Consider the following 23,831-nt stretch of genomic DNA (forward strand, 5'->3'; position numbering starts at 1 on the left):
CCTCCGCTCGAACAGTGGCAGGAATGCCACTGAACCTCGATTTTCCGCCACTGCTGCGGTTACCCTCGTCACATGCTCAACTCGGTGGCCGTACTGGTGCTGGATGGCGTCGCCCCGTTCGAGCTCGGCGTACTGGCCGAGGTCTTCGGCACCGACCGCACCGCCGACGGTCTGCCCGGCTACCGCTTCGACGTGTGCAGTCCGCAGGGCGCGACAGTCCGTACCTCCGCCGGTTTTCAGCTGGTGCCCAACGCCGACCTCGGCCCGATCGAGCAGGCGGACCTGGTGGCGGTTCCCGCCCACCACGGCGACACCGCCGCGCACCCCGAGGTGCATGCGGCGCTGCGCCGAGCCGCCGACCGTGGGGCGTACCTGTTCAGCGTCTGCAGCGGGGCGTACCTGCTGGGCGAGGCGGGGCTGCTCGACGGCCGGGAGTGCACGACCCACTGGCGGCACGTCGACGAGCTGCAGCGCCGACACCCCGAGGCGCGGGTCCGCTGCAACTCGCTCTACGTCCAGGACGGCCGGCTGCTGACCAGCGCGGGCACGGCGGCGGGCATCGACGCCTGCCTGCATCTGGTACGCCAGGAGCACGGCTCGGCCACCGCAACCCGGCTGGCCCGGCGGATGGTGGTACCCCCACACCGCGACGGCGGGCAGTCCCAGTACGTCGAGGCGCCAATCGCGAAGGTGCCGCAGGCCCCGACCCTGGAGCCGCTGCTGGAGTGGCTGATTCAGCGGCTGGACCGGCAGGTGACCGTCGACGAACTGGCGGCCCGGGTCGGCATGGCACCGCGCACCTTCGCCCGCCGGTTCCGCGCCGAGACGGGCACCACCCCGCACGACTGGGTGACCAACCAGCGGGTCCTGCTGGCCCGCCGACTGCTGGAGGAGACCGGGCTGACCGTGGACGAGGTGGCCGACCGGACCGGATTCGGTAACGCCGCCGCGCTGCGTCACCACTTCACCCGCCGGGTCGGTGCCACCCCGAACGCCTACCGGGTCACCTTCCGCGACCGCGTTCCCGCCGACTGACCTCAGTCGGGTGCGGGCAGCAGACGGTCGGCCTGGCGCACCACCCGTAGTCCGCCCGGCAGGTACGCCGCCCCCTGGCCCCGCCAGGCGGTGACCAGCGCGTCGAGCGCGGCGATGTGCCGGTGGGACAGCGCGGCCGGCGGTGAGCCCAGTTCGTGAGCCCAGGCGCGCAGCACCCGGCCGCGTACCGCGCCGGCCAGATCGGCCAGGGTCTTGGTCGCCAGCCCGCCGTCGGGGTGCCGCGCCGCGAGCAGCGCACCCCCGGCCAGTTCGTCCAGCACGGCATTGTCGGCCGCCACCAGTCGGGCGGTCCGGGCGAGGTTGTCGACGACACCGGGGCCGAGTGTCTCGACCAGCGCCGGCACCAACTGGGCCCGGACCCGGGATCGGGCGTACGCGGGGTCGAGGTTGTGCGGGTCCTGCCACGGCGTCAGGCGCAGCGCCGCGCACGCCGCCCGGGTCTGCTCGCGGCTGATCTCCAGCAGTGGCCGGACCAGGGGCACCCCGCCCAGATCCCGGCGTACCGGCATCCCGGCCAGCCCGCGCGGGCCGGCACCCCGGGCCAGCGCGAGCAGCACCGTCTCGGCCTGGTCGTCTCGGGTGTGCCCGGTGAGCAGGGCAGCGGCGCGATGCCGCCCGGCCGCCTCGACCAACGCCTGGTAGCGGGCCTCGCGAGCCGCCGCCTCGGGGCCACCGGGTCGGCCGGCCACCTCGACCCGGACCACCTCCACCGGCGACAGACCGGCTTGTTCCGCCCAGCGAGCCACCGCCTCGGCCCGCTCGGCCGACCCGGTCTGCAACCCGTGATCGACGGTCACCAGACCGGCCACCCGACCCGATCGGGGCGCGACGAACGCGGCGGCGGCGGCCAGTGCGAGCGAGTCGGCGCCCCCGGAGCAGGCGACCAGCACCGGCCCGTCGGCCGGCAGTTCGGCCAGCACCCGACGAACCGCGACCCGGATCGCAGCGACGGACGGGGAGATCGCGGCCATCGTCGCCGGCTCAGTCGGCGGGCGGCTTCGGCCCGACCGGGCCGTGCACCCGGGCCACCCAGGCGTCGGGTTCGCTCAACTCGCTCAGCCGGGGCAGGGTCAGTGGCGATTCGAAGATCCGGTTGAAACCGGCCATGCCGACCCGCTCGACCACCGCGTGCACGAACTTGCGACCCTCGGCGTACTGCCGCATCTTGACGTCCATGCCGATCAACCGGCGGACGGTCTTCTCCACCGGGTTGCCGGCCTCCCGGCGGCGGTTGAAACCGGCCCGGATGCGCTCGACGCTCGGGATCACCTGCGGGCCGACACCGTCCATCACGAACTCGGCGTGCCCCTCCAGCAGGGTCATCAGCGCGGTCAGCCGGTCCAGCACCGCCCGCTGCCCGGGCGTCTGCACGATGTCCAGCACGCTGGAGCGGCCCTGCGGGTTGCGCACCACGTCAGCCAGGGTGCCCACGCCCCGGCGCAGCCGGTCGAGCAGATGCTCGCTGCCCTGCGCGGCATCCACGAACGCCTGCACCTCGCCGAGGAAATATCCCCGCATCCACGGCACCGCGGTGAACTGCGTGCGGTGGGTCACCTCGTGCAGGCAGACCCAGAGCCGGAAGTCGCGGGGGTCGGCCTGAAGCTTGCGCTCCACCTCGACGATGTTCGGCGCGACCAGCAGCAACTGGCCCGGATCGGCCGAGAAGACCTCGTACTGGCCGAGCACCCGGCCGGAGAGGTACGCCAGCACGGTGCCCGCCTGCACCCCGGTGACCCGGGAGCCGACCGCCTCGGTCAGCGCGCCGGGCTGCTTGTCCGAGGCCAGCCGACCGACCAGCGGTGTGATCACCTCGCGCAGGCCGGCGACGTTTGTGGCGGCCCAGTCCCGCCGGTCGACCACCCGCACCGGCGGATGGGCCACCTGCGAGGTGAGCCCGGTGTAGTCGGCCACGTGCCCGGCCGCCTCGTCGGTCAACCGGCGCAGCTCGGCGACCACCTCGGTGGCCTCGTCGTACGACACCCGAGGGCCGGTCTTGCCCAGAGCCCCCGCGGTCGCGACGGCCAGATCCCAGTCCACGAACTGCGCCATGCCACCCACCGTACCCGCGCCGGCACACCCGTCCACGCCATCGACGGCGGTACGGGTCAGCGGCAGCCGCAGGTGGCCAGGGCGGCGGCGATCCGGTCGAGGGCCCCGCGAGCCGGTTCCATCCCGTCGGCCGGGACGCGATCGGTGAGCACGGCGAAGGTGAGTGGCCGGCCTTCAGCCGTCGTCACCACTCCCGCGATGGCGTGCACCCCGGTCAGTGTGCCGGTCTTGGCGCGGACCGTCCCGGCCCCGGCGGCGGTGCCGGGCACCGAGCCGTACCGGTCGCGCAACGTGCCCGACCAGCCGCCGACCGGAAGCCCACCGAAGATGCCGCCCAGTTCGGGGCGGTCCGGGCTGGCCGCGAGGGCCAACGTCTCGGTCAGCAACGTGGGACTGATCAGGTTCCGCCGGGACAGGCCGCTGCCGTCGGCGAGGGCCAGGCCCTCGGTCGGCAGGCCCAGCTCGGACAGCACCTCGGTCATCGCCGAGGCGGCACCGGTGAACGAGGCCGGACGGCCACGCGCCAACGCGACCTGACGGGCCAGCGCCTCACCGATGATGTTGTCGCTGTCGCTGATCATGATGTCGACCAGCCGGATCAGTGGCGGCGACTGCACCACGCCGAGTTGCGCGCCCGGGCCGGTGGCGCCGACCGGCGCACCGGTCACCCCGGGGGCATCCGTCGCTTCCGTCGTTTCCGTCGAGCCTGCCGGGGCGGTGCCGCTGCGTACCTCGCTCTCCGGTACGCCGAGCAGTCGGGCGAACGCCCGCCCGGCGGTGAGGTCGGGCTGGTTGACCCGCTCGGCCCAGCCCTGGCCGGCCTTCGGATCCTTGCGGGCACCGTCGAGCATCAACGCGGTCATCTGCGCGCCGTATCCACCGGTGGGGATGTCGTCGTCCCAGCCCGGCTCCAACCGCGGCCCCGAGTAGAGCGAGGAGTCGACGACGACCCGGGTCGGCGCGGTCCCGCCCAGCGCGGTACGCACCTGCTCGGCGAGGTCTTCCAGGCTGGCGGCACCGGGGTAGAAGCCCTTGGGGCCCGCCGCCAGGGTGGGATCGCCGCCACCGACAAGCACCACCTCGCCCGGTTGCGCGCCGGCCACGGCTGTGGTCGGAATCCGGTATCCCGGGCCGCGAGCGGTGAGCACGGTCACCGCGGTCAGCAGCTTCGTCACCGACGCCGGCACGGTGCCCGTACCGCCGCCCCGCTCGAACAACTGCTGGCCGGTCAGCGCGTCGGTCACCGACACGTGGACCCGACCGCCAAGCGCGGTGTCGGCGATCAGCGGATCGAGTACGGCACGCAGCCCGTCGGTGGCGGGCATCGGCGCGCCGATGTCGGTGCCGGCCAGCACCGCCACCGGCGACGGCTCCGGCGGCTCGGCGCTCGGGGCGGCGGGGCCGTCGGCCAGCCAGCGTTCGACCGGCCCGGGACGCACCACGACCAGGCCCACCACGGCCAGCACCAGGACCAGCACCGCGGCGAGCAGCACCGGCAGCCGGCGGCGCGACGTCGGTCGGGGCTGCTCCGGAGGTACGCCGGACGGCACGCCCGGTCCGCTGCCGACAGCCGGCGGCGGTGGGCTGGAAGCTCTGGTCGTGCCCGCGCCGACGCCGACCGTCAGCGGCTGGGTCCGTTCCGCATCCTGCGGAGATTCGCCGGCGGGGGGACCGGTCGGCACGGCCGGTTGCGGCCGGAGGACCTGGGCCTCGGGCACCGGTACCCGCCCGGCTGCCGGTTTCGGGGGCGGTTGGCGGGAAACGCCGTCACCTGCGTCGTCGGGTCGATAGTGTGAATCTTCCCTCCCCACGACCCCCTCCTCCCCACCCGGAACCGGCCTGGGTGACACTACTTCGGTCCGAAGACTATGCGGCGGCCGGAGTATGCGGGCGGGTATTCGCCTGTCCGGGGGTGCGGCCGCCGGTTCCGTCAAGCCAGCGTGGGCGAATGAGGAGCGTGCAGATGGATTTCGACGTCACGGTTGAGATCCCGAAAGGTCACCGCAACAAGTACGAGGTGGACCACGTGACCGGCCGGATCAGGCTGGACCGCACCCTCTTCACCTCCACGCAGTACCCGGCCGACTACGGCTTCATCGAGGGCACCCTGGGCGAGGACGGCGACCCGCTGGACGCGCTCGTGCTGGTCCCCGAACCGACCTTCCCGGGCTGCCTGATCCGCTGCCGCACCATCGGCATGTTCCGGATGACTGACGAAAAGGGTGGCGACGACAAGGTCCTCTGCGTGCCGTACGAGGACCCGCGGCAGGAGCACCTGCGCGACATCCACCACCTGGGCGAGTTCGACCGGCTGGAGATCCAGCACTTCTTCGAGGTGTACAAGGACCTGGAGCCGGGCAAGTCGGTCGAGGGCGCGACCTGGGTGGGGCGTACCGAGGCCGAGGCCGAGATCCAGGCGTCGTACCGGCGGGCCCGGGAGGCTGCCGAGCGCGGCGAATCCACGCACTGACGGACGTTTCGACAGCCCGGGGCCTGCTCAGCCGAGCAGGCCCCGGGCTCGTTCGTAGAGGCCGAGCACGGCGCAGGCGATCGGCACCACGGAGACCACCAGCGCGGTGTCGGTGAGGTCGGCGAGGCGACCGAGGTACGGCGAGACCGGCCGCCGGGCGTACGTGGTGCCACCGGCCACGATCAGCAGGGCGACCAGCAGCCCACCGGCCGCCAGGAGCAGCTGACCCCGCTCCCCCGCCGCAGCGGCGAGGCTCGCGCCGAGGAGCAGGTACCCGGCCAGCCCGGCGAGCACGGGTGGCATCCGGTGGCGTACCGCCACGAACAGCCGGGCTCGCAGCAGCAGCACCGCCGAGGTCACCGCGACGAGCAACCGGCTCGCCGTGTCCGAGCCGCTGAGCACCAGCGCGGCGCCCACCGCCAGCAGGCCGTGCCCGATCAGCATCCCGGTGAGCATCTCCTCGGTGCGGGCCACCGCCGCGTACACCCGGCTGCGGTCGGGGAGATCCCGGATCCGGTCCGCGTCGTCCGGCGAGCCGGTGGGCAGGGTGATCGGCGGCAACGGAACCTTGCCCAACCGGATGGCCAGCAGCGGGACGGCCCCGATCCCGAAGGCCAGTACGCAGAGCAGCACGGCAGCGGTGCCGGCCGGGTGAAGCCACAGGCCGCCGACGGCGGCCGCGGCACCGACCGCGCCGACCACCACGCCGGCCACGAAGATCCGTAACCGGGTGGCCACCCCGAACAGCCCGAGCACCGAGGCCAGCAGCAGCGCCACCGAGGCGGCCAGCAGTTCCGCCGCGCCGATCCAACGCAGCGGGCCGAACGGACCGACCGGGTCACCCGAGCCGACGGCGAGCGCACCGGCGGCTGCCGCATACGGCAGCGCGTACCCGCCGAGGGTGGCCCCGGCCGGGCCGTCTCCCTGCGCCCGGGACAGCACCGTGCCCGCCAACACGAGCAGTGTCGCCATCAGGGCCGCCGCGAACCAGCCGACCGGATGCTCCGGACCGCCGGCCAGCAGGGCGAGCAGGCCGACGGCGAGCGGGACCGCCGCCCCGCCCAGTGCGGCGGCCCGGGTGGCTCGGGGCGACCAGGCACCACCGCGACGACGGGCACCGTCGGCGATCGCCTCGACCACGTCGTCGTAGTCCAGTTCGGGCCACTGCACGCTGGCCGGCACCAGGTGCAGCATCTCCCCGTCGCGGACGCCCTGGGCGAGCAGCGCCTGCCCGGCCGTCAGCGCGGTGCCGTCGGCCCGTCGCAGCAGCCAGCCGCCGTGGCGCTCCCCGTCGTCCGCCAGCCCTTCGCCCGCGTGCCGGAGCACCTCCGGCAGCAGCTCGGCGAGCGGCACATGTGCCGGCAGGGCCACGTCGACCCGCCGCTGAGGCGTGCTGACGGTGATCCGGGTCAGCCCGACTGTCATCGACCGGCCTCCATGCTCAGTGGGGCGACGGCTGCGCGAACGGGAGCACTTTACCTACGATGAGCCAGCTTCGGGTTACCGAGCGCGGTCAGGAGGTCGCGTGTCCACTGTCGTCATCCGGCGGCCACCCCGGCGTCCGGCACCGCAGATCCCGGTCGGTGAACTGCCGGTCGAAGCGCCACCGGAGATACCCGCCGTCACCGGTGGACGTTGGCACCAGATGTTGATGGTGCTGCCGATGCTCGGCGGCACCATCGCCATGGCCATGATGTTCGGCCGGGGCGGTGGCGCCTACTCGTACGTGGTGGGGGCCATGTTCGGGCTCTCCTCGCTTGCCATGCTGGTCACCAGCTGGGGCAGCGCCTCGGGCAGCCCACGCAAGTCGGAGATGATGGCGGCCCGTCGGGAGTACCTGCGGCACCTGGCGACGTTGCGGCGGCAGGTGCGGCAGGCTGCGGCGCGGCAGCGTACCGGGCTCTGCTACCGGCACCCGGACCCGGGGCTGCTCTGGTCGACGGTGGACAGCCACCGGGTGTGGGAACGCCGCCCCACCGACCCGGACTTCGCCGTGGTCCGGGTCGCGGTCGGGCCGCAGACCCTGGCCACGCCGCTGATCCCGCCGGTCACCCGCCCGTTGGAGGAGTTGGAGCCGATGACGGCGGGCGCGCTGCGCCGGTTCCTCGACGCGTACTCGGTGGTGCCCGATCTGCCGGTGGCGCTGTCGCTGCGCAGTTTCGCCCGCGTGTTCGTCCGGGGCACGCCGGCCGGGAACACCGGCTCGCCGGCCGCGCAGGCGCTGGTCCGGGCGATGCTCACCCAACTCGCGGTCTTCCACGCCCCGGACGAACTCCTCGTCGCCGTCTGCGCCGGGCCGGAACGGCGCGACCGCTGGGAATGGACCAAGTGGCTGCCGCACGCCCAGCACCCGACGCGCAGCGACGCCCTCGGCCCGATACGCCTGGTGACCAGTTCGGCGGTGGAACTGGAGCCTCTGCTCGACGAGGTGCTGGTCAGCCGGCCTCGGTTCAGCCCGGCCGGGCCCGCCACGGACGGGCCCCACCTGGTGGTCGTGCTGGACGGCGGCGACCTCACCGGTGCCACCGAACTGGCGGGCGACGGTGGCATCGACGGGGTCAGCCTGATCGATCTGGACACTCCGCCACCTCGGCTGCTCGACCGGTTCGCGCTGCTGCTGGAGCTGCGCGATGGCCGGCTGCACTCCCACTCGGCGGACGAGGCCGCCGAGGTCGGCACCGCCGACGCCTTGAGCATCGTCGAGGCCGAGGCGGTGGCCCGTCGGCTGGCACCGTTACGGCTGGCCGCCGCCACCGGTGGCAAGGATGCGGTGCCCGGTGTCGAGCCGGGTCTGCCGGAGTTGCTCGGCCTCGGCGACCCGGCGGGCTTCACCGCCGAGCAGGGTTGGGCCCCTCGGTCGGCCCGCGAGCGTCTGCGGGTGCCGCTCGGCGTCGGCGTCGACGGCGGCGCGGTCGAGTTGGACCTGAAGGAGTCGGCGCAGGACGGGATGGGCCCGCACGGCCTGCTCATCGGCGCCACCGGCTCGGGCAAGTCCGAGTTGCTGCGTACGTTGGTGCTCGGGCTCGCCGCCACCCACTCGTCGGAGCAGCTCAACTTCGTACTCGTCGACTTCAAGGGCGGCGCGACGTTCGCCTCGTTCGACCGGCTGCCGCACACCGCGGCGGTGATCACCAACCTGGCGGACGCGCTGCCGCTGGTGGACCGCATGGTCGACGCGATCAACGGCGAACTGGTCCGCCGGCAGGAGCTGCTGCGGCGGGCCGGTAACTTCGCCAGCCTGCGCGACTACGAACGGGCGCGGGCGGCGGGCAGTCCGCTGGCCCCGCTGCCGTCGCTGCTGTTGATCTGTGACGAGTTCTCCGAACTGCTCTCCGCCAAGCCCGATTTCATCGACCTCTTCGTCCAGATCGGCCGGTTGGGCCGTTCCCTCGGTGTGCACCTGCTGCTCGCCAGCCAGCGGTTGGAGGAGGGACGGCTGCGCGGGCTGGACACCCACCTGTCGTACCGGATCGGTCTGCGGACCTTCTCCTCGCTGGAGTCGCGCACCGTGCTCGGGGTGCCGGACGCCTACGAACTGCCCCGTACGCCGGGGCACGGTTATCTGCGCTTCGGCACCGAGCCGTTGCTGCGGTTCAAGGCCGCGTACGTCTCCGGGCCGGTCCGGCGGCGGGGAGCGTCGGCCTCGGCGGCAGGTCCGGACCGGCCCCGGCTGCTCACCTTCTCCACCCACTTCACGCCGGTTGCGCAGCCGCCCGTCCCGGCCATCACCGCAGAGCCGGACGAGGAGACCGGTCAGACCCTGCTCGACCTGCTGATCGGCCGGCTCGCCGGGCAGGGTCCACCGGCCCACCAGGTGTGGCTGCCACCGCTGGACGGTGCCCCCGCGCTGGACGAACTGGTCGGGCCGCTCACGATCGATCCCGTCCGGGGCCTGACCTTCGGCAATCCGGAGTTGCACGGCGCCCTCCAGGTGCCGGTGGCGGTGGTCGACAAGCCGTACGAGCAACGTCGTGACCTGCTCTGGTTGGCGCTGGACGGCGCGGCCGGCCACGTCGCGGTGGTCGGCGGCACGCAGAGCGGCAAGTCCACCGCACTCCGTACGCTGATCTGCGCGCTGGCGCTCACCCACACCCCGGCCGAGGTGCAGGTCTACTGTCTCGACTTCGGCGGTGGTGGGTTGGCGGCGGTACGCGACCTGCCGCACGTCGGTGGGGTGGTCGGGCGGGCCGATCCGACAGGCGTACGACGCACCGTGGGTGAGATGGCCACCCTGCTGGCGGAGCGGGAACACGCCTTCGCCGAATCCGGGGTCGAGTCGGTGGCCGCCTGGCGGCAGCGGCGTGCCACCCGACTCGCCGGCGGGTCGGCCGAGAGCGATCGGTTCGGTGACGTCTTCCTCGTCGTCGACGGCTGGGCGACCCTGCGCGGCGAGTACGACGACCTGGAACCACTGATCACCGATCTCGCCACCCGGGGCCTGTCGTACGGGCTGCACGTGGTGGCGACCGCGGTGCGCTGGCTGGACTTCCGCCCCGCCATCCGGGACCTGTTCGGATCCCGCCTGGAGTTGCGGCTCGGTGATCCGTCCGACTCGCTCGTCGCCCGGCGCGCGGCGGCGGACGTGCCGGAGCAGACGCCGGGGCGCGGCATCACCGCCGCGAGTCTGCACTTCCTCGTCGCGTTGCCCCAGTCCATCGGCTCCGACACCGCCGCACTTGTGAAGCAGATCGACGGTGCCTGGTCGGGGCCGTCCGCTCCCCCGGTGCGGCTGCTGCCGGCGGTGCTGCCGTACGCCGATCTGGATCGCGACGCCGCCACCGGGTTGCGCATCCCGATCGGGATCGCCGAGGCGGACCTGCGCCCGGTCCTGCTCGACTTCACCACCGAGCCGCACTTCGTGGTCTACGGCGACGCCGAATGCGGCAAGTCGTCGTTCCTGCGCGCCCTGGCCAGCACGATCGTCAGCCGGTTCACGCCGGAGCAGGCCCGGGTGATCCTGGTCGACTACCGGCGCAGCCTGCTCGGCGTCATCGAGGAACCCCACCTGATCGGGTACGGCACCACCGCCGCACACACCAGCGACCTGGTCGAATCCGCCGCCGGTTACATGCAGGGCCGGATTCCCGGCCCCGATGTCGGGCCGGCCCAGTTGCGGGACCGGTCGTGGTGGACCGGCCCGGAGCTGTTCGTCCTCGTCGACGACTACGACCTGGTGGCCAGCGGGCCGGCGAACCCGCTGCGGTCACTTGAGGAGCATCTGCCGCACGCCCGTGACGTCGGGTTGCACCTGGTGCTGGTCCGTCGCTGCGGTGGCGCCGGCCGGGCACAGTACGAGCCGATCGTCCAACGGCTGCGTGAACTGTCCACCTCGGGCCTGGTGATGTCGGGCAGCCCCGACGAAGGTGCCCTGGTCGGCCCGGTCCGCCCCGGTCCGTTGCCCGCCGGGCGTGGCCGGTTGTTCACCCGGCGGGAGGGCGTACGGCTGGTCCAACTGGCGTACTTGCCGCCACAGTGACGTCGAGTCTCGCGAACGTGCCTGGAAACGGGACGGAACCGGTAATCTCCGATCGTCATGTCTGCTGCGACCGAACGGCTGAGAATGTGACAAGGGTGCGGCACGGTCGCCCGCCGGGGCCTCGACGGCTGACCGGCCGGGCGCTGCTCGCGACGGCTGCCACCGCCGTGTCGGCTGTCGTCGCGGCGGTGCCGGCTGCCGCCGTACCGGCGAACCCGACAGTCACCGTGCCGGTGGCGTACGCGCCCGGCGACGTGACCGACCGTGCCGACCAGATCCGCGACGAGCAGTGGCAGCTCGACAAGCTCGGTGCCCGGATCGCCTGGCGTACGTCGACCGGCCGGGGCGTGACAGTCGCCGTGATCGATTCCGGCGTGGACGGTTCGCACCCGGATCTGGCCGGGCGGGTACTGCCCGGCATCGACCTGGTCTCGCCGGACGGGGCGGCCGAGCCGGATCCGGTCGGGCACGGCACCACCGTGGCGGGCCTGATCGCCGGGCGAAACGACGACCGCCAGGGTGTGGTGGGGCTGGCCCCGGACGCCCGGATCCTGCCGGTACGGGTGCTCGACGAGGAGAACCGCTACGACGACGCCCTGATCGTCGCCCAGGGTGTGCGATGGGCGGTCGACAACGGCGCTCAGGTCATCAACCTGTCGCTCGGTGGCAGCGGGGACAGCCCGGCGCTGGCCGCCGCCATCGACTACGCCTTCGCCCGGGACGTGGTGGTCGTCGCCTGCACCGGCAATCTGGCCACCTCACCCGACGCGAAGGTGTGGTACCCGGCCCGGGAGCCGGGCGTGATCGCGGTTTCCGGCCTGGAACGGTCCAGCAACAACCTGTGGAGCGGCGCGATCACCGGCCGGGCCACCGTACTGACCGCGCCCGCCAGCGGTCTCGTCGGCGCACGGTCCCCCGCCGGCTACTGGCGGGTGCAGGGCACCAGCTTCGCCGCGCCGCTGGTCGCCGCCACCGCCGCCCTGGTCCGGGCCCGCTATCCGCAGATGTCCGCCGGCGACGTGGTGAACCGTCTGCTGGTCACCGCCAAGGACATCGGTCCCACCGGCCGCGACGACCGGTTCGGCTACGGCCTGGTGGACCCGATCGCGGCGCTGACCGCGGATGTGCCGCTGGTGCAGCACAACCCGTTGGACGACAACGAGGCACCGGGGATCAGCGGGTTCGGCCCGGCGCCGGGCTCGGTCCCCACCCCGGACCCGGACGCCGATCACCTCGGCTTCACCGCGCCGCAGCAGGAGACCCGCTGGCGGGCCCGGGCGGCGGGCGCGCAGGACAGCAGCGGCACGGATCGGCTCTGGATCGGCTCGGCGATCCTCGTCGCCCTGGTCACCGGCGCCCTGCTCATGGTGCGTCGGTTCCGGCAGTCGCACCGCTGACCGTCGACGAATTCGTCCGATCCCCGGTAGCGGACCCGGTGGTGCGGGTAGAACGATCGCCGTGGGCAGCGATCGGCGTATTCTCCCGCCTACCTCAGGGCGACAGCAGCGGCTGCCTGCGGCGGGCGCGACACCGTCGGGCCGTACGCCTGCGGTCAGCCTGCTGACGTTCCTGCCGTTCGCCCTGCTCGCCGGGTTGGTGCTGGGTGGTTGGGCACCGCTGCACCGGCTGGACGTGACGGTGACCGAGCACCTGCACGGGTACGCCGTCGCCCATCCGATCTGGGTCCGGGTGATGAGCGTGTGGACCGACGCCTTCGCACCGATGCCGCTGCGCGTCGCGGCGCTGTTCCTGGTGCTCTGGCTGGCCCGCCGCGGCGCTCGACGGCTCACGGTCTGGGTCGTCACCACCATGGTGGTCGGCGGTCTGCTCGGGCCGCTGTTGAAGCTGCTGGTCGGCCGGGCACGACCGGAACTTCCCGACCCCGTGGCGGAGGCGCCCGGCCTGGCCTTCCCGTCCGGGCACGCGCTGAACGCGATGCTCGCCGCCGGGGTCCTCGTGGTGGTGTTCCTACCTCGGCCGTCCACGCCGGCCCGGGCCGGTCAGCCCGCGACCGGGGCCGGGCCGGGTGTCCAGGCGGCGGTCTGGCTCGGCGCGCTGTTGATCGCCCTGGTCACCGGCTTCAGCCGGGTCGCGCTCGGCGTGCACTGGAGCAGTGACGTGCTGGCCGGCTGGCTGCTCGGGTTGGCGGTGGTCATCGCCACCACCACCGCCCTGGGCGTGTGGCCCCGGGCAGCGTCGCACCGGCGAAGTCCGGCACCGCACCGTTGAGCGTCAGGTGCACTCACCGGTGTCGACACCCCGGGTACGCTGCGCGCCCTCCAGGGCCACCGGGCGGGCCTCGGCGGCGGTCACCGCGAAGCCGGTGTTCGGGTCGTCCGCCGCCGCCGCGAAGATCACCCCGAGGACCAGCCCGTTCGAGGAGACCAGCGGGCCGCCGGAGTTGCCACTGCGCACCAGCGCCCGGATCGTGATGATCTCCCGGGTCACGTTGCCCGAGGAGTAGATGTCCGGCCCGGTGATCCGGTCCACGTCGCGGACCCGCGCCGACTGCGCGTTGTACGGCCCGTCCAGCGGAAACCCGAGCACGATGGCGTCCGCGCCGGTGGACGCGTTGCCGGCGGCGAACCGCATGGAGGGGCCGGGCAGCCCGGGCACGTACAGCACGGCCAGGTCGCGGTTCGGGTCGTAGACGACGACCTCACCCTCGTACCGCTCGCCGCGCAGTTCCACCGCCACCGAACGGGTGCCGGCGACCACGTGCGCGTTTGTCATCACCCGGTCGTCGGCGTACACGAAGCCGGAGCCCTCGATGCGGCGCGAGCAGCTCGGTGCGGAACCGAGCACCTTGACCACGGACCGTTGACCGCTGGCCACCACCTCGGAGCCGGCCAGCGCCGGGTCGGGCGGCTCGACCTGCCGAGCCTGGGTACGCCGCAGGCCGTCGAAGACGTCCGGGAACCCGTTCGTGTCGACGGTGTCTCGCAGCGCGGTGGAAAGTTGCTGTGCCTGGTCGGGCAGCACCCGGTCGACCACGTTGAGCAGGGCGCTGCTGCGTACCGAGGCAGCCAGCCAGGGCAGCGACGAGGAGCCGAGCGGCACCGCGACGAGCCAGGCCACCAGCAGCACCGCGAAGAGCGAGACGAACGCGCCGCCGACGTCGTCGACCCGGCGGGCCACGTCATTGTTGATGGTGCGGCGCAGGTGCGAGCCGAGCCAGCCGGCGAGTGCCTGACCGATCACGGCCAGTCCGAAGATGGCGGCCAGCGAGATCAGCACCCGGGTGCCGCTGTCGACGAACTGCTGGGCGAACATCGGCCCGATCTGGAGCCCGATCAGGGCGCCCAGGAAGAACCCGGAGAACGACAGCACCCCGATGACGAACCCCTGTCGGTATCCGCTGATCGCGAACACGAGCATGAGTAACAGCAGGACGAGATCCACGGCCGACACGGCTCAAGCGTACGGGCCGGCGGCTCGCGGAATGACGATCGCTAGCGGAAGGTGACCGTCAGGTCAGCGCATCGCGCTCTCGTCGACGTCGTCGGTGCCGGCCGAGGGGGCGGGCATCGCCTCGGTCGGCGGCAGGTCGATCACCCGGTCGAGGAACCACGGCCGGCTCCACCCGCCCATGTCCAGCAGGCCCGACAGCACCCCTGCGGTGAACCCCCAGACCAGCATCCCGCGTACGGAGAACGCCGGGCCGATCCAGCCGCTCGGGTGGCGTACCTGCATCCGGTTCTCCGGGTCGACCAGTTCGGCGACGGGCAGCCGGGCGACGTGGGCCACCTCTGCCGGCTCCCGCGCGTGCACCGGGTGCGGGGCGTGCCACCAGGCGAGCACCGGCGTGACCACGAAGTCGCTGACCGGGATCCATAGTCGGGGCAGTTCGGTCAGCAGGGTCACGCTGCTGATGTCGAGCCCGACCTCCTCGTTGGCCTCCCGCAGTGCGGTCGCGGCGGCGTCGGCGTCCTCCGGGTCGGCGGCGCCGCCGGGAAAAGCGGGCTGGCCGGCGTGGTTGCGCAGCGTCGCGGCCCGCTGGAGGATCAGCACGTCCGGCCCGGTCTCACCCTCGCCGAGCAGCACCAGCACGGCGCTTTCCCGGCCGCCGTGCTCCGGCGTACGCAGTTGGGTGAAGTCCTCGATGCGGGCGGTGCCGAGGCGGGCCAGCAGTGGTTGCAGCCAGGCCGGCGCGCGCCGGGCCGTCTCCGGTGGCTGACTCATCGCGCCACCCCCGATCACGCTCCGACCGTGATGTCGAGGTGCTGCGCAACGAGCTCGGTGAGCTGGGCGTCGTCCAGCGCGCCCGAGGTGTCGATGTGCCGGATCTGCCCGTCGGCGGTCAGGAACAGGGTCATCGGGAACGCGTTGCGGCGCAGGGCCCGCTGCATCGCCTGCCCCTGGTCGACAAGCATCGGGAACCGTACGCCGAAGTCCTCGCCGATGGACTGGGCGGCGCTGCGGCTGTCCTGGGTGTTGACCCCGATGACCCGGAGCTGCCCTTCGGCGCGTTCGCTGAGCCGTTGGAAGGCGGGCAGTTCCTTGCGGCAGGGCGGGCACCAGGAGGCCCAGATGTTGATCACTGCTGGGCCGCGTACCTCCCGCAGGGCGACCGGTGCGCCGCCGGTGAAGCAGGTCAGCGACAGCTCGGGCAGCTGACTGCCGCCGCTGCCGGTGTCGCCGGCCGGGCGGTCGTCGGCCGAGCCGTCCGGCGCACCGTCGTCGCGTGAGCCGTCCGGGGCGCTGGTCAGCGCGGCGCAGTCGGCGAACGGCGACGGGCGGCTGGCGGCCGGGTCCTGCCGGGCGGGTGTGGGCGTCTCGCTCTCGGCGGTGCAGGCGGCGGTGGCGGCCAGCAGCAGCGGCACGGTGAGCAGGGCGAGCCGACGGATCACGGTGCCTCCGCCCGGACCGCCTGCACCGGCACCAGCTCCGGATCGACCCCGGCGGCGACCGCGAGGTCACGGGCGCGGGGGCCCTTGAGCAGCTTCGCGGCGGCGGCCGGCTCGGTGGGCCCGGTGCCGTACGACGGGCAGAGCTTCGTCAACGTACACGCTCCGCAGGCCGGTTTGCGGGCGTGGCAGACCCGCCGGCCGTGGAAGATGATCCGGTGCGACAGCATGGTCCAGTCGCGCTTCGGGAACATCGCCCCGATCGCGTGCTCGATCTTGACCGGGTCGGTCTCCGAGGTGAGCCCCCAGCGGTGCACCAGCCGCTGGAAGTGGGTGTCGACGGTGATGCCGGGCACGTCGAAGGCGTTGCCGAGGATGACGTTCGCGGTCTTGCGGCCGATCCCGGGCAGCGTCACCAGGTCGGCCAACCGGCCGGGCACCTGGCCGTCGTAGCGCTGCACCAACGCCTGACCGAGCTGGATCAGCGAGTTGGTCTTGTTGCGGTAGAACCCGGTGGGCCGGATCAACTCCTCCATCTCGGCCCGGTCCGCCCCGGCGTAGTCGGCGGCGCGCGGATAGCGGGCGAAGAGCTTCGGAGTGACCTCGTTGACCTTCTTGTCCGTGCACTGGGCCGACAGGATGGTGGCGACGGCCAGCTCCAGCGGGCTGGTGTGGTTGAGCTCACAGTGCGCGTCGGGGTGCGTCTCGGTCAGCACGCGGCCGATCCGCCGCGCCCGTCGGGTACGCCCGAGGTCGGTCTCGGTGGCACTTCTGGTCACGACGGCCAGCCTACGTCGCCCCGCCGACACGGCGACGGGCACGCGTACGCCGGGTGGCTCAGCCCTCGTCGAGCGGCGGGTGACTCAGCCCGCGGCGGGCGGGCTGATCTTGCCGGAGTCGGTGAACCTGGCGCCGGTCTCCGGGAAGTCGAGCTTGGTGACTTCCTTCAGCAGCCCGAGGCCGCGGTCGTCGGGATCCACCACCGGCTTGCGAACCCCGTCCATGTACGTCGACACGAACGAGCCGCCCGCCCAGGTGCCGTCCTCCTCCAGCGACACCTTCAGCACCCCGCCCCAGCCGAGTCGCCCGTTGTTGCTCAGCGAGTTGCCGCCACCGGCGAAGTTGCCCAGGCTGTACGCGATCAGCCGGCCCTTGTAGAACTCCATGCCGCGCAGCACGTGCGGACCGTGCCCGACCACCAGGTCGGCCCCGGAATCGATCATGGCTCGGGAGAACTTGATCGGGTCACCCCGGTTCTCGCCGAGGAACATCTCGGTGCCCGGTCGTACCCGGGTCATCTCCGCACCCTCGGCACCCATGTGCACCTGCACCACCACGATGTCGGCCATGGTGGCGGCCTTCGCGATCACCTTCTTCGCGGCCGGGATGTCGGTGAGGCTGTTCGACCAGCGGTACGACGAGAATCCGGCCACCGCGACCTTGACGCCCTTGACCTCCACCACGGTGATCTGGTCGGGGGCGCCGGTGTGCTCCAGCCCGTGCTCCTCCAGCGCCTTCTGGGTGTTCTCGTACCCCTTCTCGCCGAAGTCGTAGCCGTGGTTGTTGGCCTGGTTGAGCAGGTCGAACCCGGCGTCGGCGAGGTGTGCGGCGTACTCCGGCGGGGCCCGGAACTGAAAGCAGCGGGTCGAGTCCGCCCCGCACTTGCCGGCCCCCGTGTCCACGGTCAACGGCTCTTCCAGGTTGCCCATCACCAGGTCGGCGGCGAGCGCCTTCTTCACCGAGTCGAAGAAGCCCTTGCCGTTGTTCGGCGGCAGCCGGTTGGGGGCCATCGCCATCACGATGTCGCCGGTGGCCGAGAGCGAGATCTTCTTGACCTTCGGCGTCGGCGACTCGACGGGGGCCCCGGTGCCGCCACCGCCCGCACCGGGTTGCCAGACCGGCCCTCCGGTGGCTTCGGCACAACCGGCGAGCAGGAGCGCGGCGAGCAGCCCGCCGAGCACGGCCAGGGCAGGACGGCGACGGCGGGACGCAAGGGGGGCGGGAGCATACATCGTGGGCGACCCTACCGGGCCGAAAACCGGATCACGACGGCCGATCGGTCGAGGAGTTCAGACCCGGAGCCGATCCGACCATGGCACGACTGTGCCGGTCCCGACAGCGAACACGGCGGCGTGAACCGCTCGGGCCAGCGGCGCTCCCCACTCCGACCGCGGGCCACCGTACGCGCTGACCGGCCCGGTCGGCGGGCACAGCACGGTGACCGCGTCGGTAGGGGTCCCGGTGCCCGGCAGGCCGAGTTCGGCGATCGCCTGCGCCTTGGCCTCGGTGGCCGTGGCCACCGCGTTGACCAGCGCGGCGTCGCCGAGCCGGGCCGGCACCCAGGCCACGATGTTGACCGTGCCGACCCGCTGGGCGACGGTCGGTGTCGCCGGCGCCGCCGCGGGGATCGGGATGCCCAGGCCGACCGTGGCCCACACCCGCACCCCGGTGTCGGCCCGGGTCAGCACCTCGCCCACGTCGACCCCGGTCAGCAGGCCCACCCCGGGTCCGTCCAGGCCGAGCCGGCGGGCCATCTCGCCCAGGTGGGCGGCGGGGTCCTCCCGGTCGTACGACATCGGCACTGTCGCGTTCAGCACCCACCGCCGTACGCCGATGCCACCGCCGAGCGGAGCGCTGCTGACCGCCCGCAGGGGTCGTCTCGCCCGCCACACGAGTAGCGGAATGTCCCATCCGTCCTCACGACGAGTGGTCAGCAGGGGGTCGCTCAGCACGCCGTGACCTTACGACCAGCGGCCTCGCCCGATCGGGTGGGCCGGCGATCGTACTGGGCGTGGGCAACGGACGGGTTACACCCAACGATCAAGATTCCAGGGGTGGACCTCTGATTACTGCTCACGTGCGCCTAGACTGGGCGGCGCGCGAGGGGATCAGCGGACGGCAGTCCCAGCCGAGCAGACGGCACGCGCAACCGGAGGTGTGCGCGATGGACGAGGTACTGGCCCGCAGCGGGATCTTCCAGGGCGTTGACCCGGAGGCTGCCGAGGCGCTCGCCAAGGAGATGGAGACGATCGAGGTCCGCAAGGGCGAGGTCGTCTTCAACGAGGGCGAGCCCGGCGACAGTCTCTACATCCTGCTGTCCGGCAAGATCAAGGTGGGTCGCCGCGCGGCGGACGGCCGGCAGAACCTGATCGCGGTCATGGGACCGTCGGACATGGTGGGCGAGCTGTCCCTGTTCGACCCGGGCCCGCGTACGGCGACCGCCACCGCGGTCACCGACAGCCGGCTGGCCCGACTGCGCAAGCAGGCCCTGCGCCCCTGGCTGAACAACCGGCCGGAGATCGCCGAGCAGCTGCTGCGGGTGCTCGCCCGCCGACTGCGCCGGACCAACGACGCCCTGGCCGACCTGATCTTCACCGACGTGCCCGGCCGGGTCGCCAAGAACCTGCTCCAGATGGCCGGCCGCTTCGGCACCCGCGACGGCGGCGTGCTGCGCGTCACCCACGACCTCACCCAGGAGGAGATCGCCCAGCTCGTCGGCGCCTCCCGGGAGACGGTCAACAAGGCCCTGGCCGATTTCGCCTCGCGCGGCTGGCTGCGTCTGGACGGCAAGAGCATCATCATCCTCGACCCGGAGCGTCTGGCCCGCCGCGCCCGCGTCTGACCCCGTCTGCTCACCCACCCGCTCGGCCCGCCACCGCGGACCGGGCGGGTGGCGCTTTTCCACGTCCAACCCGCTCCCCGGTTCTCGGTGCCTGCCCTTTCCCCGACCCCCTTCAGCCCTCGCCCCCTGACAGCCCTCGGTGCCCGCGGGCTGGGCCGGGGCCAGTCGGTTGGACCATCCGCCCCATGTCCACGCCCCCTTTTGGCCGCGGCAGCCGCAGGAGCTATAAAAAGTCAGTCTTGACTGTTTGTTTCTGGCGCGGCAGGCTGTGCGCGTGTCCACCGCATCGACCCGGGTCCCTCAACAGGAACGCAGTCGCGCCACTCAGGCCCGACTGCTGGAGGCGACCCTCGACTGCCTGGTGGAACATGGCTGGTCCGGCACCACCACCACGGTTGTGGCTCAACGGGCGGGCGTCTCGCGGGGTGCCCAACTGCACCACTACCCGACCAGGGCGGCCCTGGTCACCGCCGCCGTCGTGCACCTCACCGAGCGGCGGGCGGCGGAGTTGCGCGGCGAGGCCGAGACCCTGCCGACCGGCCCAGATCGGCTGGACCGGGTCGTCGACCTGCTCGCCGCCGCCTTCACCGGGCCGCTGTTCGTCGCCGCCCTCGAACTCTGGGTGGCCGCCCGCACCGACGCCGAACTACGCGCCGCGCTGCTGCCGCTGGAGGCACGGGTGGGCCGGGAGATGTACCGGCTGACCGTCGAGCTGCTCGGGGTGGACGAACGCCGGCCCGGCGTACGCGAGGCGGTGCAGGCGACGCTCGACCTGCTGCGTGGGCTGGGTGTGGCCAACCTGCTCAGCGACGACTCGGCCCGGCGGACCGCCCTGCTGCACGCCTGGAAACACCAGCTCGCCGCCCTGCTCACCCCCGCTGCCGACCCGCCGGGGAGCGCGCGGCACTGACGATCCCGCCCGGAGGCATCATGCTCGACCTGCCCGCACCGCCCACCACACCGGCTGCCACCGGGCGGCTCGCATGAGTCGGGCCACCGGCGCGGGGGCGGTGCTACGGGTCGGTAACGCCTCCGGCTTCTACGGCGACCGGTTCGCCGCCTGGCAGGAGATGCTCGACGGCGGCGAGTTGGACGTGTTGACCGGGGACTACCTGGCCGAATTGACCATGCTCATCCTGGGCCGGGACCGGATGCGCGACCCCGACCTCGGGTACGCGAAGACCTTCCTGCGGCAACTGGAGGGCACCCTCGGCACCGCGCTGGACCGGGGCGTACGGATCGTCACCAACGCCGGTGGGCTGAACCCGGCGGGGCTGGCCGCAGCCGTCCGGTCCCTCGCCGACCGGCTCGGGCTCACCGTACGGGTCGGGTACGTCGAGGGCGACGCTCTCGCCAGGCCGGACGCCCTGACCGCCAACGCCTACCTGGGGGCGTTCGGCATCGCCGCCTGCCTCGACGGTGGGGCCGATGTGGTGGTGACCGGCCGGGTCACCGACGCTTCGCTGGCCGTCGGCCCGGCCATCGCCCACTTCGGCTGGGGACGCGACGATCTGGACGCGCTCGCCGGGGCGACCGTCGCCGGGCACCTGATCGAGTGCGGGGCCCAGGTGACCGGGGGCAACTTCAGCTTCTTCACCGAACTGCCCGACGGCGGGCACCGGCCGGGCTTCCCGATCGCCGAGCTGCATCCGGACGGCTCGGCCGTGCTGACCAAGCATCCGGGCACCGGCGGCGCGGTCACCGTCGAGACCGTCACCGCCCAACTGTTGTACGAGGTGGGCGGGCCCGCGTACCTGGGGCCGGACGTGGTGACCCGGTTGGAGACGGTGACCCTGGATCAGGACGGGCCGGACCGGGTCCGGGTCTGCGGGGTCCGGGGTACGCCCCCACCGGAAACCCTCAAGGTCGGCATCAACAACCTGGGTGGCTTCCGCAACTCGATGACCTTCGTGCTCTGCGGGCTGGACATCCCGGCCAAGGCGGCCCTGGTCGAGGCGCAGTTGACCGAGTCGGTCGGCCCGGACGGGCTGGAGTTCACGCTGGCGCGTACCGATCATCCGGATGCCGTGGACACCGAGACGGCGAGCGCGCTGTTGCACGTACACCTGCGGGACGGTGACAAGTCGCGGGCCGGGCGGGCCTTCTCGGCGGCGGCGGTGGAGCTGGCGCTGGCCTCCTATCCGGGTTGCACCCTGACCACGTTGCCCGGCGACGCCACGCCGTACGGGGTCTTCACCGCCGACACAGTGCCGCAGGGCGCGGTCGCGCACGTCGCGGTACTGCCGGACGGCTCTCGCGTGTCGATCCCGCCGCCCCCGGTGACCTGTTTGGAAGGGCCCCTTATACAACACCAGGCGTTAATAAGGTGCCCTTCCTTTCACTCGACCCGGCGGGGGGTGCTGGGGGAGGTGGTGGGGGCGCGCTCGGGCGACAAGGGTGGCGACGCGAACCTCGGGGTGTGGGCGCGTACGGACGCGACCTGGGCCTGGCTGCGCGGTTGGCTGAGCGTCGAGCGGTTGGCCGAGTTGCTGCCGGAGACCGCCGCGCTGCGGGTGCAGCGGTACGAGCTGCCCAACCTGCGGGCGGTCAACTTCGTCATCGAGGGGCTGCTGGGTGCCGGGGTGGCCGCCTCCACCCGGTTCGACCCGCAGGCCAAGGCGCTGGGCGAACTGCTGCGCGCCCGGGTGGTGGACCTGCCGGCAGAGCTGACCGCCGGACCGGCATCGGAGGGAGCACAGTGAGCACACTGGACACCGCCGTCGATCCCACCTCGGCGGCGTTCCGCGCCAACCGGGAGGCGTTGCTGGAGCGCATCGCCGAACTGGACGACACCGTGCAGCAGGCGCGGGCCGGCGGCGGCGAGAAGTACGTGACCCGGCATCACGGGCGCGGCAAGCTGCTGCCCCGGGAACGCATCGAGCTGCTGCTGGACCAGGACAGCCCGTTCCTGGAACTGTCGCCGGTCGCCGGGTACGGCACGGATTTCCCGGTCGGTGCCAGCGTGGTGACCGGCATCGGGGTGGTCGAGGGCGTCGAGTGCCTGGTCGTCGCCAACGACCCGACGGTACGCGGCGGGGCGGTGAACCCGTGGTCGCTGGCGAAGACCCGCCGGGCCGGTGAGATCGCCCTGGCCAACCGGCTGCCCATGGTGAACCTGGTCGAGTCGGCCGGGGCGGATCTGCCCACCCAGGCGGAGATCTTCATTCCGGGTGGCCGGGTGTTCCGCGACCTGACCCGGCTCTCGGCCGAGAAGATCCCCACGGTCAGCGTGGTTTTCGGCAACGCCACCGCGGGCGGGGCCTACGTGCCCGGCATGTCGGACTACACGATCATGATCCGGGATCGGTCGCAGGTCTACCTGGCCGGACCGCCGCTGGTGAAGATGGCCACCGGTGAGGACGCCGACGACGAGTCCCTGGGTGGGGCGGCCATGCACGCCACGACGAGCGGCCTGGCCGACTTCCTCGCCGCCGACGAGCGGGACGGCATCCGGCTGGCCCGGCAGTGCGTACGCCGGTTGAACTGGCGCAAGCTCGGCCCACCGCCCCGCAACCTCCACCCGCAACCCCCCAAGTACGACCCGGAGGAGTTGCTCGGCATCGTCAGCGCCGACCTCCGGGTGCCCTTCGATCCGCGCGAGGTGCTCGCCCGTGTGCTCGACGGCAGCGAGTTCGACGAGTTCAAGCCGGCCTACGGCACCGCCCTGGTCACCGGTTGGGGTGAGCTGCACGGGTACCCGGTCGGGGTGCTCGCCAACGCCCGGGGCGTGTTGTTCAGCGCCGAGGCGCAGAAGGCGGCCCAGTTCATCCAGTTGGCCAACGCCACCGACACCCCGTTGATCTTCTTGCAGAACACCACCGGTTACATGGTCGGCACCTCCTACGAGCAGGGCGGCATCATCAAACACGGCGCCCTGATGATCAACGCGGTGTCGAACTCGAAGGTGCCCCACCTGACGGTCAACCTGGGTGCCTCGTACGGGGCCGGCAACTACGGCATGTGCGGCCGGGCGTACGAGCCGAGGTTCCTGTTCACCTGGCCGAACGCGAAGTCGGCGGTGATGGGCCCGGCGCAGTTGGCCGGCGTGCTGTCCATCGTGGCCCGGCAGGCCGCCGCCGCCCGGGGCCAGGAGTTCGACGCCGACTCCGACGCGGCGATGCGGATGATGGTCGAGCAGCAGATCGAGTCGCAGTCCGGGGCGCTGTTCCTCTCCGGTCGGCTCTACGACGACGGGGTGATCGACCCTCGGGACACCCGTACCGTCCTCGGGCTCTGCCTGTCGGCCATCCACAACGGACCGGTGAAGGGCGCCGACGGCTTCGGCGTCTTCCGAATGTGAGCGGGCGAATC

19 protein-coding genes are annotated in these 23,831 nt (G+C 72.6%); 9 read left to right on the forward strand and 10 right to left on the reverse strand.

Translation table 11 applies throughout. The features are described from left to right. The first annotated feature begins 72 nt into the window (after positions 1 to 72). Entirely contained in the window at positions 73 to 1,035 is a 963-nt protein-coding gene (locus EG812_RS09915) for a GlxA family transcriptional regulator (RefSeq protein ID WP_013736291.1), read from the forward strand. 2 nt (positions 1,036 to 1,037) lie between these two features. On the opposite strand, the gene tilS is transcribed toward EG812_RS09915, so the two are convergent. Genes tilS through dacB form a run of 3 tightly spaced genes read right to left on the reverse strand, consistent with a single transcriptional unit; the run spans position 1,038 to position 4,655 of the window. After that, positions 1,038 to 2,027, reverse strand: coding sequence for a tRNA lysidine(34) synthetase TilS (gene tilS / locus EG812_RS09920; protein ID WP_013736292.1), 990 nt, complete (start codon positions 2,025 to 2,027; stop codon positions 1,038 to 1,040). 10 nt (positions 2,028 to 2,037) lie between these two features. Further along, the gene (locus EG812_RS09925; RefSeq protein WP_126711378.1) at positions 2,038 to 3,105 is read right to left on the reverse strand and encodes an Rv3626c family coenzyme F420 biosynthesis-associated protein; all 1,068 of its coding nucleotides are present in this window, start codon (positions 3,103 to 3,105) and stop codon (positions 2,038 to 2,040) included. Between the two features lie 56 nt (positions 3,106 to 3,161). Then, positions 3,162 to 4,655 (reverse strand): D-alanyl-D-alanine carboxypeptidase/D-alanyl-D-alanine endopeptidase, encoded by a 1,494-nt coding sequence (gene dacB, locus EG812_RS09930; protein ID WP_043722187.1) that lies wholly within the window; start codon positions 4,653 to 4,655, stop codon positions 3,162 to 3,164. Positions 4,656 to 5,068: 413 nt separating this feature from the next. Between dacB and EG812_RS09935 the strand changes: the two genes are divergently transcribed. Further along, the gene (locus tag EG812_RS09935; RefSeq protein WP_013736295.1) at positions 5,069 to 5,575 is read left to right on the forward strand and encodes an inorganic diphosphatase; all 507 of its coding nucleotides are present in this window, start codon (positions 5,069 to 5,071) and stop codon (positions 5,573 to 5,575) included. Positions 5,576 to 5,602: 27 nt separating this feature from the next. Here the strand turns inward: EG812_RS09935 and eccD are convergent, their stop codons facing one another. After that, positions 5,603 to 7,000 (reverse strand): type VII secretion integral membrane protein EccD, encoded by a 1,398-nt coding sequence (gene eccD / locus EG812_RS09940; protein ID WP_126711379.1) that lies wholly within the window; start codon positions 6,998 to 7,000, stop codon positions 5,603 to 5,605. Positions 7,001 to 7,100: 100 nt separating this feature from the next. Between eccD and eccCa the strand changes: the two genes are divergently transcribed. From eccCa to EG812_RS09955, 3 genes are all read left to right on the forward strand, one after another. Further along, positions 7,101 to 11,051: a type VII secretion protein EccCa gene (gene eccCa / locus EG812_RS09945; protein ID WP_126711380.1), complete on the forward strand. Its 3,951-nt coding sequence runs from the start codon at positions 7,101 to 7,103 to the stop codon at positions 11,049 to 11,051. An 86-nt stretch (positions 11,052 to 11,137) separates the two neighbouring features. Continuing rightward, entirely contained in the window at positions 11,138 to 12,448 is a 1,311-nt protein-coding gene (gene mycP / locus EG812_RS09950; protein ID WP_081476214.1) for a type VII secretion-associated serine protease mycosin, read from the forward strand. A 112-nt stretch (positions 12,449 to 12,560) separates the two neighbouring features. Next, positions 12,561 to 13,280, forward strand: coding sequence for a phosphatase PAP2 family protein (locus EG812_RS09955; protein ID WP_013736299.1), 720 nt, complete (start codon positions 12,561 to 12,563; stop codon positions 13,278 to 13,280). Between the two features lie 3 nt (positions 13,281 to 13,283). Here EG812_RS09955 and EG812_RS09960 read toward each other — a convergent pair whose 3' ends face one another. From EG812_RS09960 to EG812_RS09985, 6 genes are all read right to left on the reverse strand, one after another. Further along, a complete protein-coding gene (locus EG812_RS09960) occupies positions 13,284 to 14,462 on the reverse strand; it encodes a MarP family serine protease (protein ID WP_013736300.1) in 1,179 nt (392 codons plus the stop codon). 63 nt (positions 14,463 to 14,525) lie between these two features. Continuing rightward, the gene (locus EG812_RS09965; RefSeq protein ID WP_126711382.1) at positions 14,526 to 15,233 is read right to left on the reverse strand and encodes an NUDIX hydrolase; all 708 of its coding nucleotides are present in this window, start codon (positions 15,231 to 15,233) and stop codon (positions 14,526 to 14,528) included. A gap of 14 nt (positions 15,234 to 15,247) precedes the next feature. Further along, a complete protein-coding gene (locus EG812_RS09970) occupies positions 15,248 to 15,901 on the reverse strand; it encodes a TlpA family protein disulfide reductase (RefSeq protein WP_013736302.1) in 654 nt (217 codons plus the stop codon). After that, positions 15,898 to 16,707, reverse strand: a complete 810-nt coding sequence (gene nth / locus EG812_RS09975; RefSeq protein WP_193386340.1) for an endonuclease III — start codon at positions 16,705 to 16,707, stop codon at positions 15,898 to 15,900. Before nth ends, EG812_RS09970 begins: the two co-directional genes overlap by 4 nt. A 54-nt stretch (positions 16,708 to 16,761) precedes the next feature. Next, complete coding sequence (locus EG812_RS09980; protein ID WP_126711383.1) at positions 16,762 to 17,910, reverse strand: CapA family protein; 1,149 nt, start codon at positions 17,908 to 17,910, stop codon at positions 16,762 to 16,764. A gap of 57 nt (positions 17,911 to 17,967) precedes the next feature. After that, the gene (locus EG812_RS09985; RefSeq protein WP_013736305.1) at positions 17,968 to 18,630 is read right to left on the reverse strand and encodes an adenosylcobinamide amidohydrolase; all 663 of its coding nucleotides are present in this window, start codon (positions 18,628 to 18,630) and stop codon (positions 17,968 to 17,970) included. Between the two features lie 212 nt (positions 18,631 to 18,842). Here EG812_RS09985 and EG812_RS09990 point away from each other — a divergent pair, with 212 nt between their 5' ends. The 4 genes from EG812_RS09990 to EG812_RS10005 all read left to right on the forward strand — a co-directional run bounded on the left by EG812_RS09990 (position 18,843) and on the right by EG812_RS10005 (position 23,820). Continuing rightward, entirely contained in the window at positions 18,843 to 19,520 is a 678-nt protein-coding gene (locus tag EG812_RS09990; RefSeq protein WP_013736306.1) for a Crp/Fnr family transcriptional regulator, read from the forward strand. A gap of 274 nt (positions 19,521 to 19,794) precedes the next feature. Further along, the gene (locus EG812_RS09995; RefSeq protein WP_013736307.1) at positions 19,795 to 20,430 is read left to right on the forward strand and encodes a TetR/AcrR family transcriptional regulator; all 636 of its coding nucleotides are present in this window, start codon (positions 19,795 to 19,797) and stop codon (positions 20,428 to 20,430) included. A 73-nt stretch (positions 20,431 to 20,503) separates the two neighbouring features. Further along, a complete protein-coding gene (locus EG812_RS10000) occupies positions 20,504 to 22,222 on the forward strand; it encodes an acyclic terpene utilization AtuA family protein (protein ID WP_126711384.1) in 1,719 nt (572 codons plus the stop codon). Beyond that, entirely contained in the window at positions 22,219 to 23,820 is a 1,602-nt protein-coding gene (locus EG812_RS10005; RefSeq protein ID WP_126711385.1) for an acyl-CoA carboxylase subunit beta, read from the forward strand. Before EG812_RS10000 ends, EG812_RS10005 begins: the two co-directional genes overlap by 4 nt. Positions 23,821 to 23,831: the final 11 nt, after the last annotated feature.

Origin of the sequence: Verrucosispora sp. FIM060022 (assembly GCF_003977705.1) — a bacterium.
In the GTDB taxonomy this organism is placed as follows: Bacteria; Actinomycetota; Actinomycetes; order Mycobacteriales; family Micromonosporaceae; genus Micromonospora; species Micromonospora gifhornensis.

Excerpts from the sequence above, each read along its gene's own strand:
- EG812_RS09980 (WP_126711383.1), bottom strand. The coding sequence starts at position 17,910 with ATGTATGCTCCCGCCCCCCTTGCGTCCCGCCGTCGCCGTCCTGCCCTG.
- EG812_RS09990 (WP_013736306.1), top strand. The coding sequence starts at position 18,843 with ATGGACGAGGTACTGGCCCGCAGCGGGATCTTCCAGGGCGTTGACCCG.
- EG812_RS10000 (WP_126711384.1), top strand. The coding sequence starts at position 20,504 with ATGAGTCGGGCCACCGGCGCGGGGGCGGTGCTACGGGTCGGTAACGCC.
- EG812_RS09915 (WP_013736291.1), top strand. The coding sequence starts at position 73 with ATGCTCAACTCGGTGGCCGTACTGGTGCTGGATGGCGTCGCCCCGTTC.
- EG812_RS09925 (WP_126711378.1), bottom strand. The coding sequence starts at position 3,105 with ATGGCGCAGTTCGTGGACTGGGATCTGGCCGTCGCGACCGCGGGGGCT.
- eccD (WP_126711379.1), bottom strand. The coding sequence starts at position 7,000 with ATGACAGTCGGGCTGACCCGGATCACCGTCAGCACGCCTCAGCGGCGG.
- EG812_RS09935 (WP_013736295.1), top strand. The coding sequence starts at position 5,069 with ATGGATTTCGACGTCACGGTTGAGATCCCGAAAGGTCACCGCAACAAG.
- EG812_RS09965 (WP_126711382.1), bottom strand. The coding sequence starts at position 15,233 with ATGAGTCAGCCACCGGAGACGGCCCGGCGCGCGCCGGCCTGGCTGCAA.
- tilS (WP_013736292.1), bottom strand. The coding sequence starts at position 2,027 with ATGGCCGCGATCTCCCCGTCCGTCGCTGCGATCCGGGTCGCGGTTCGT.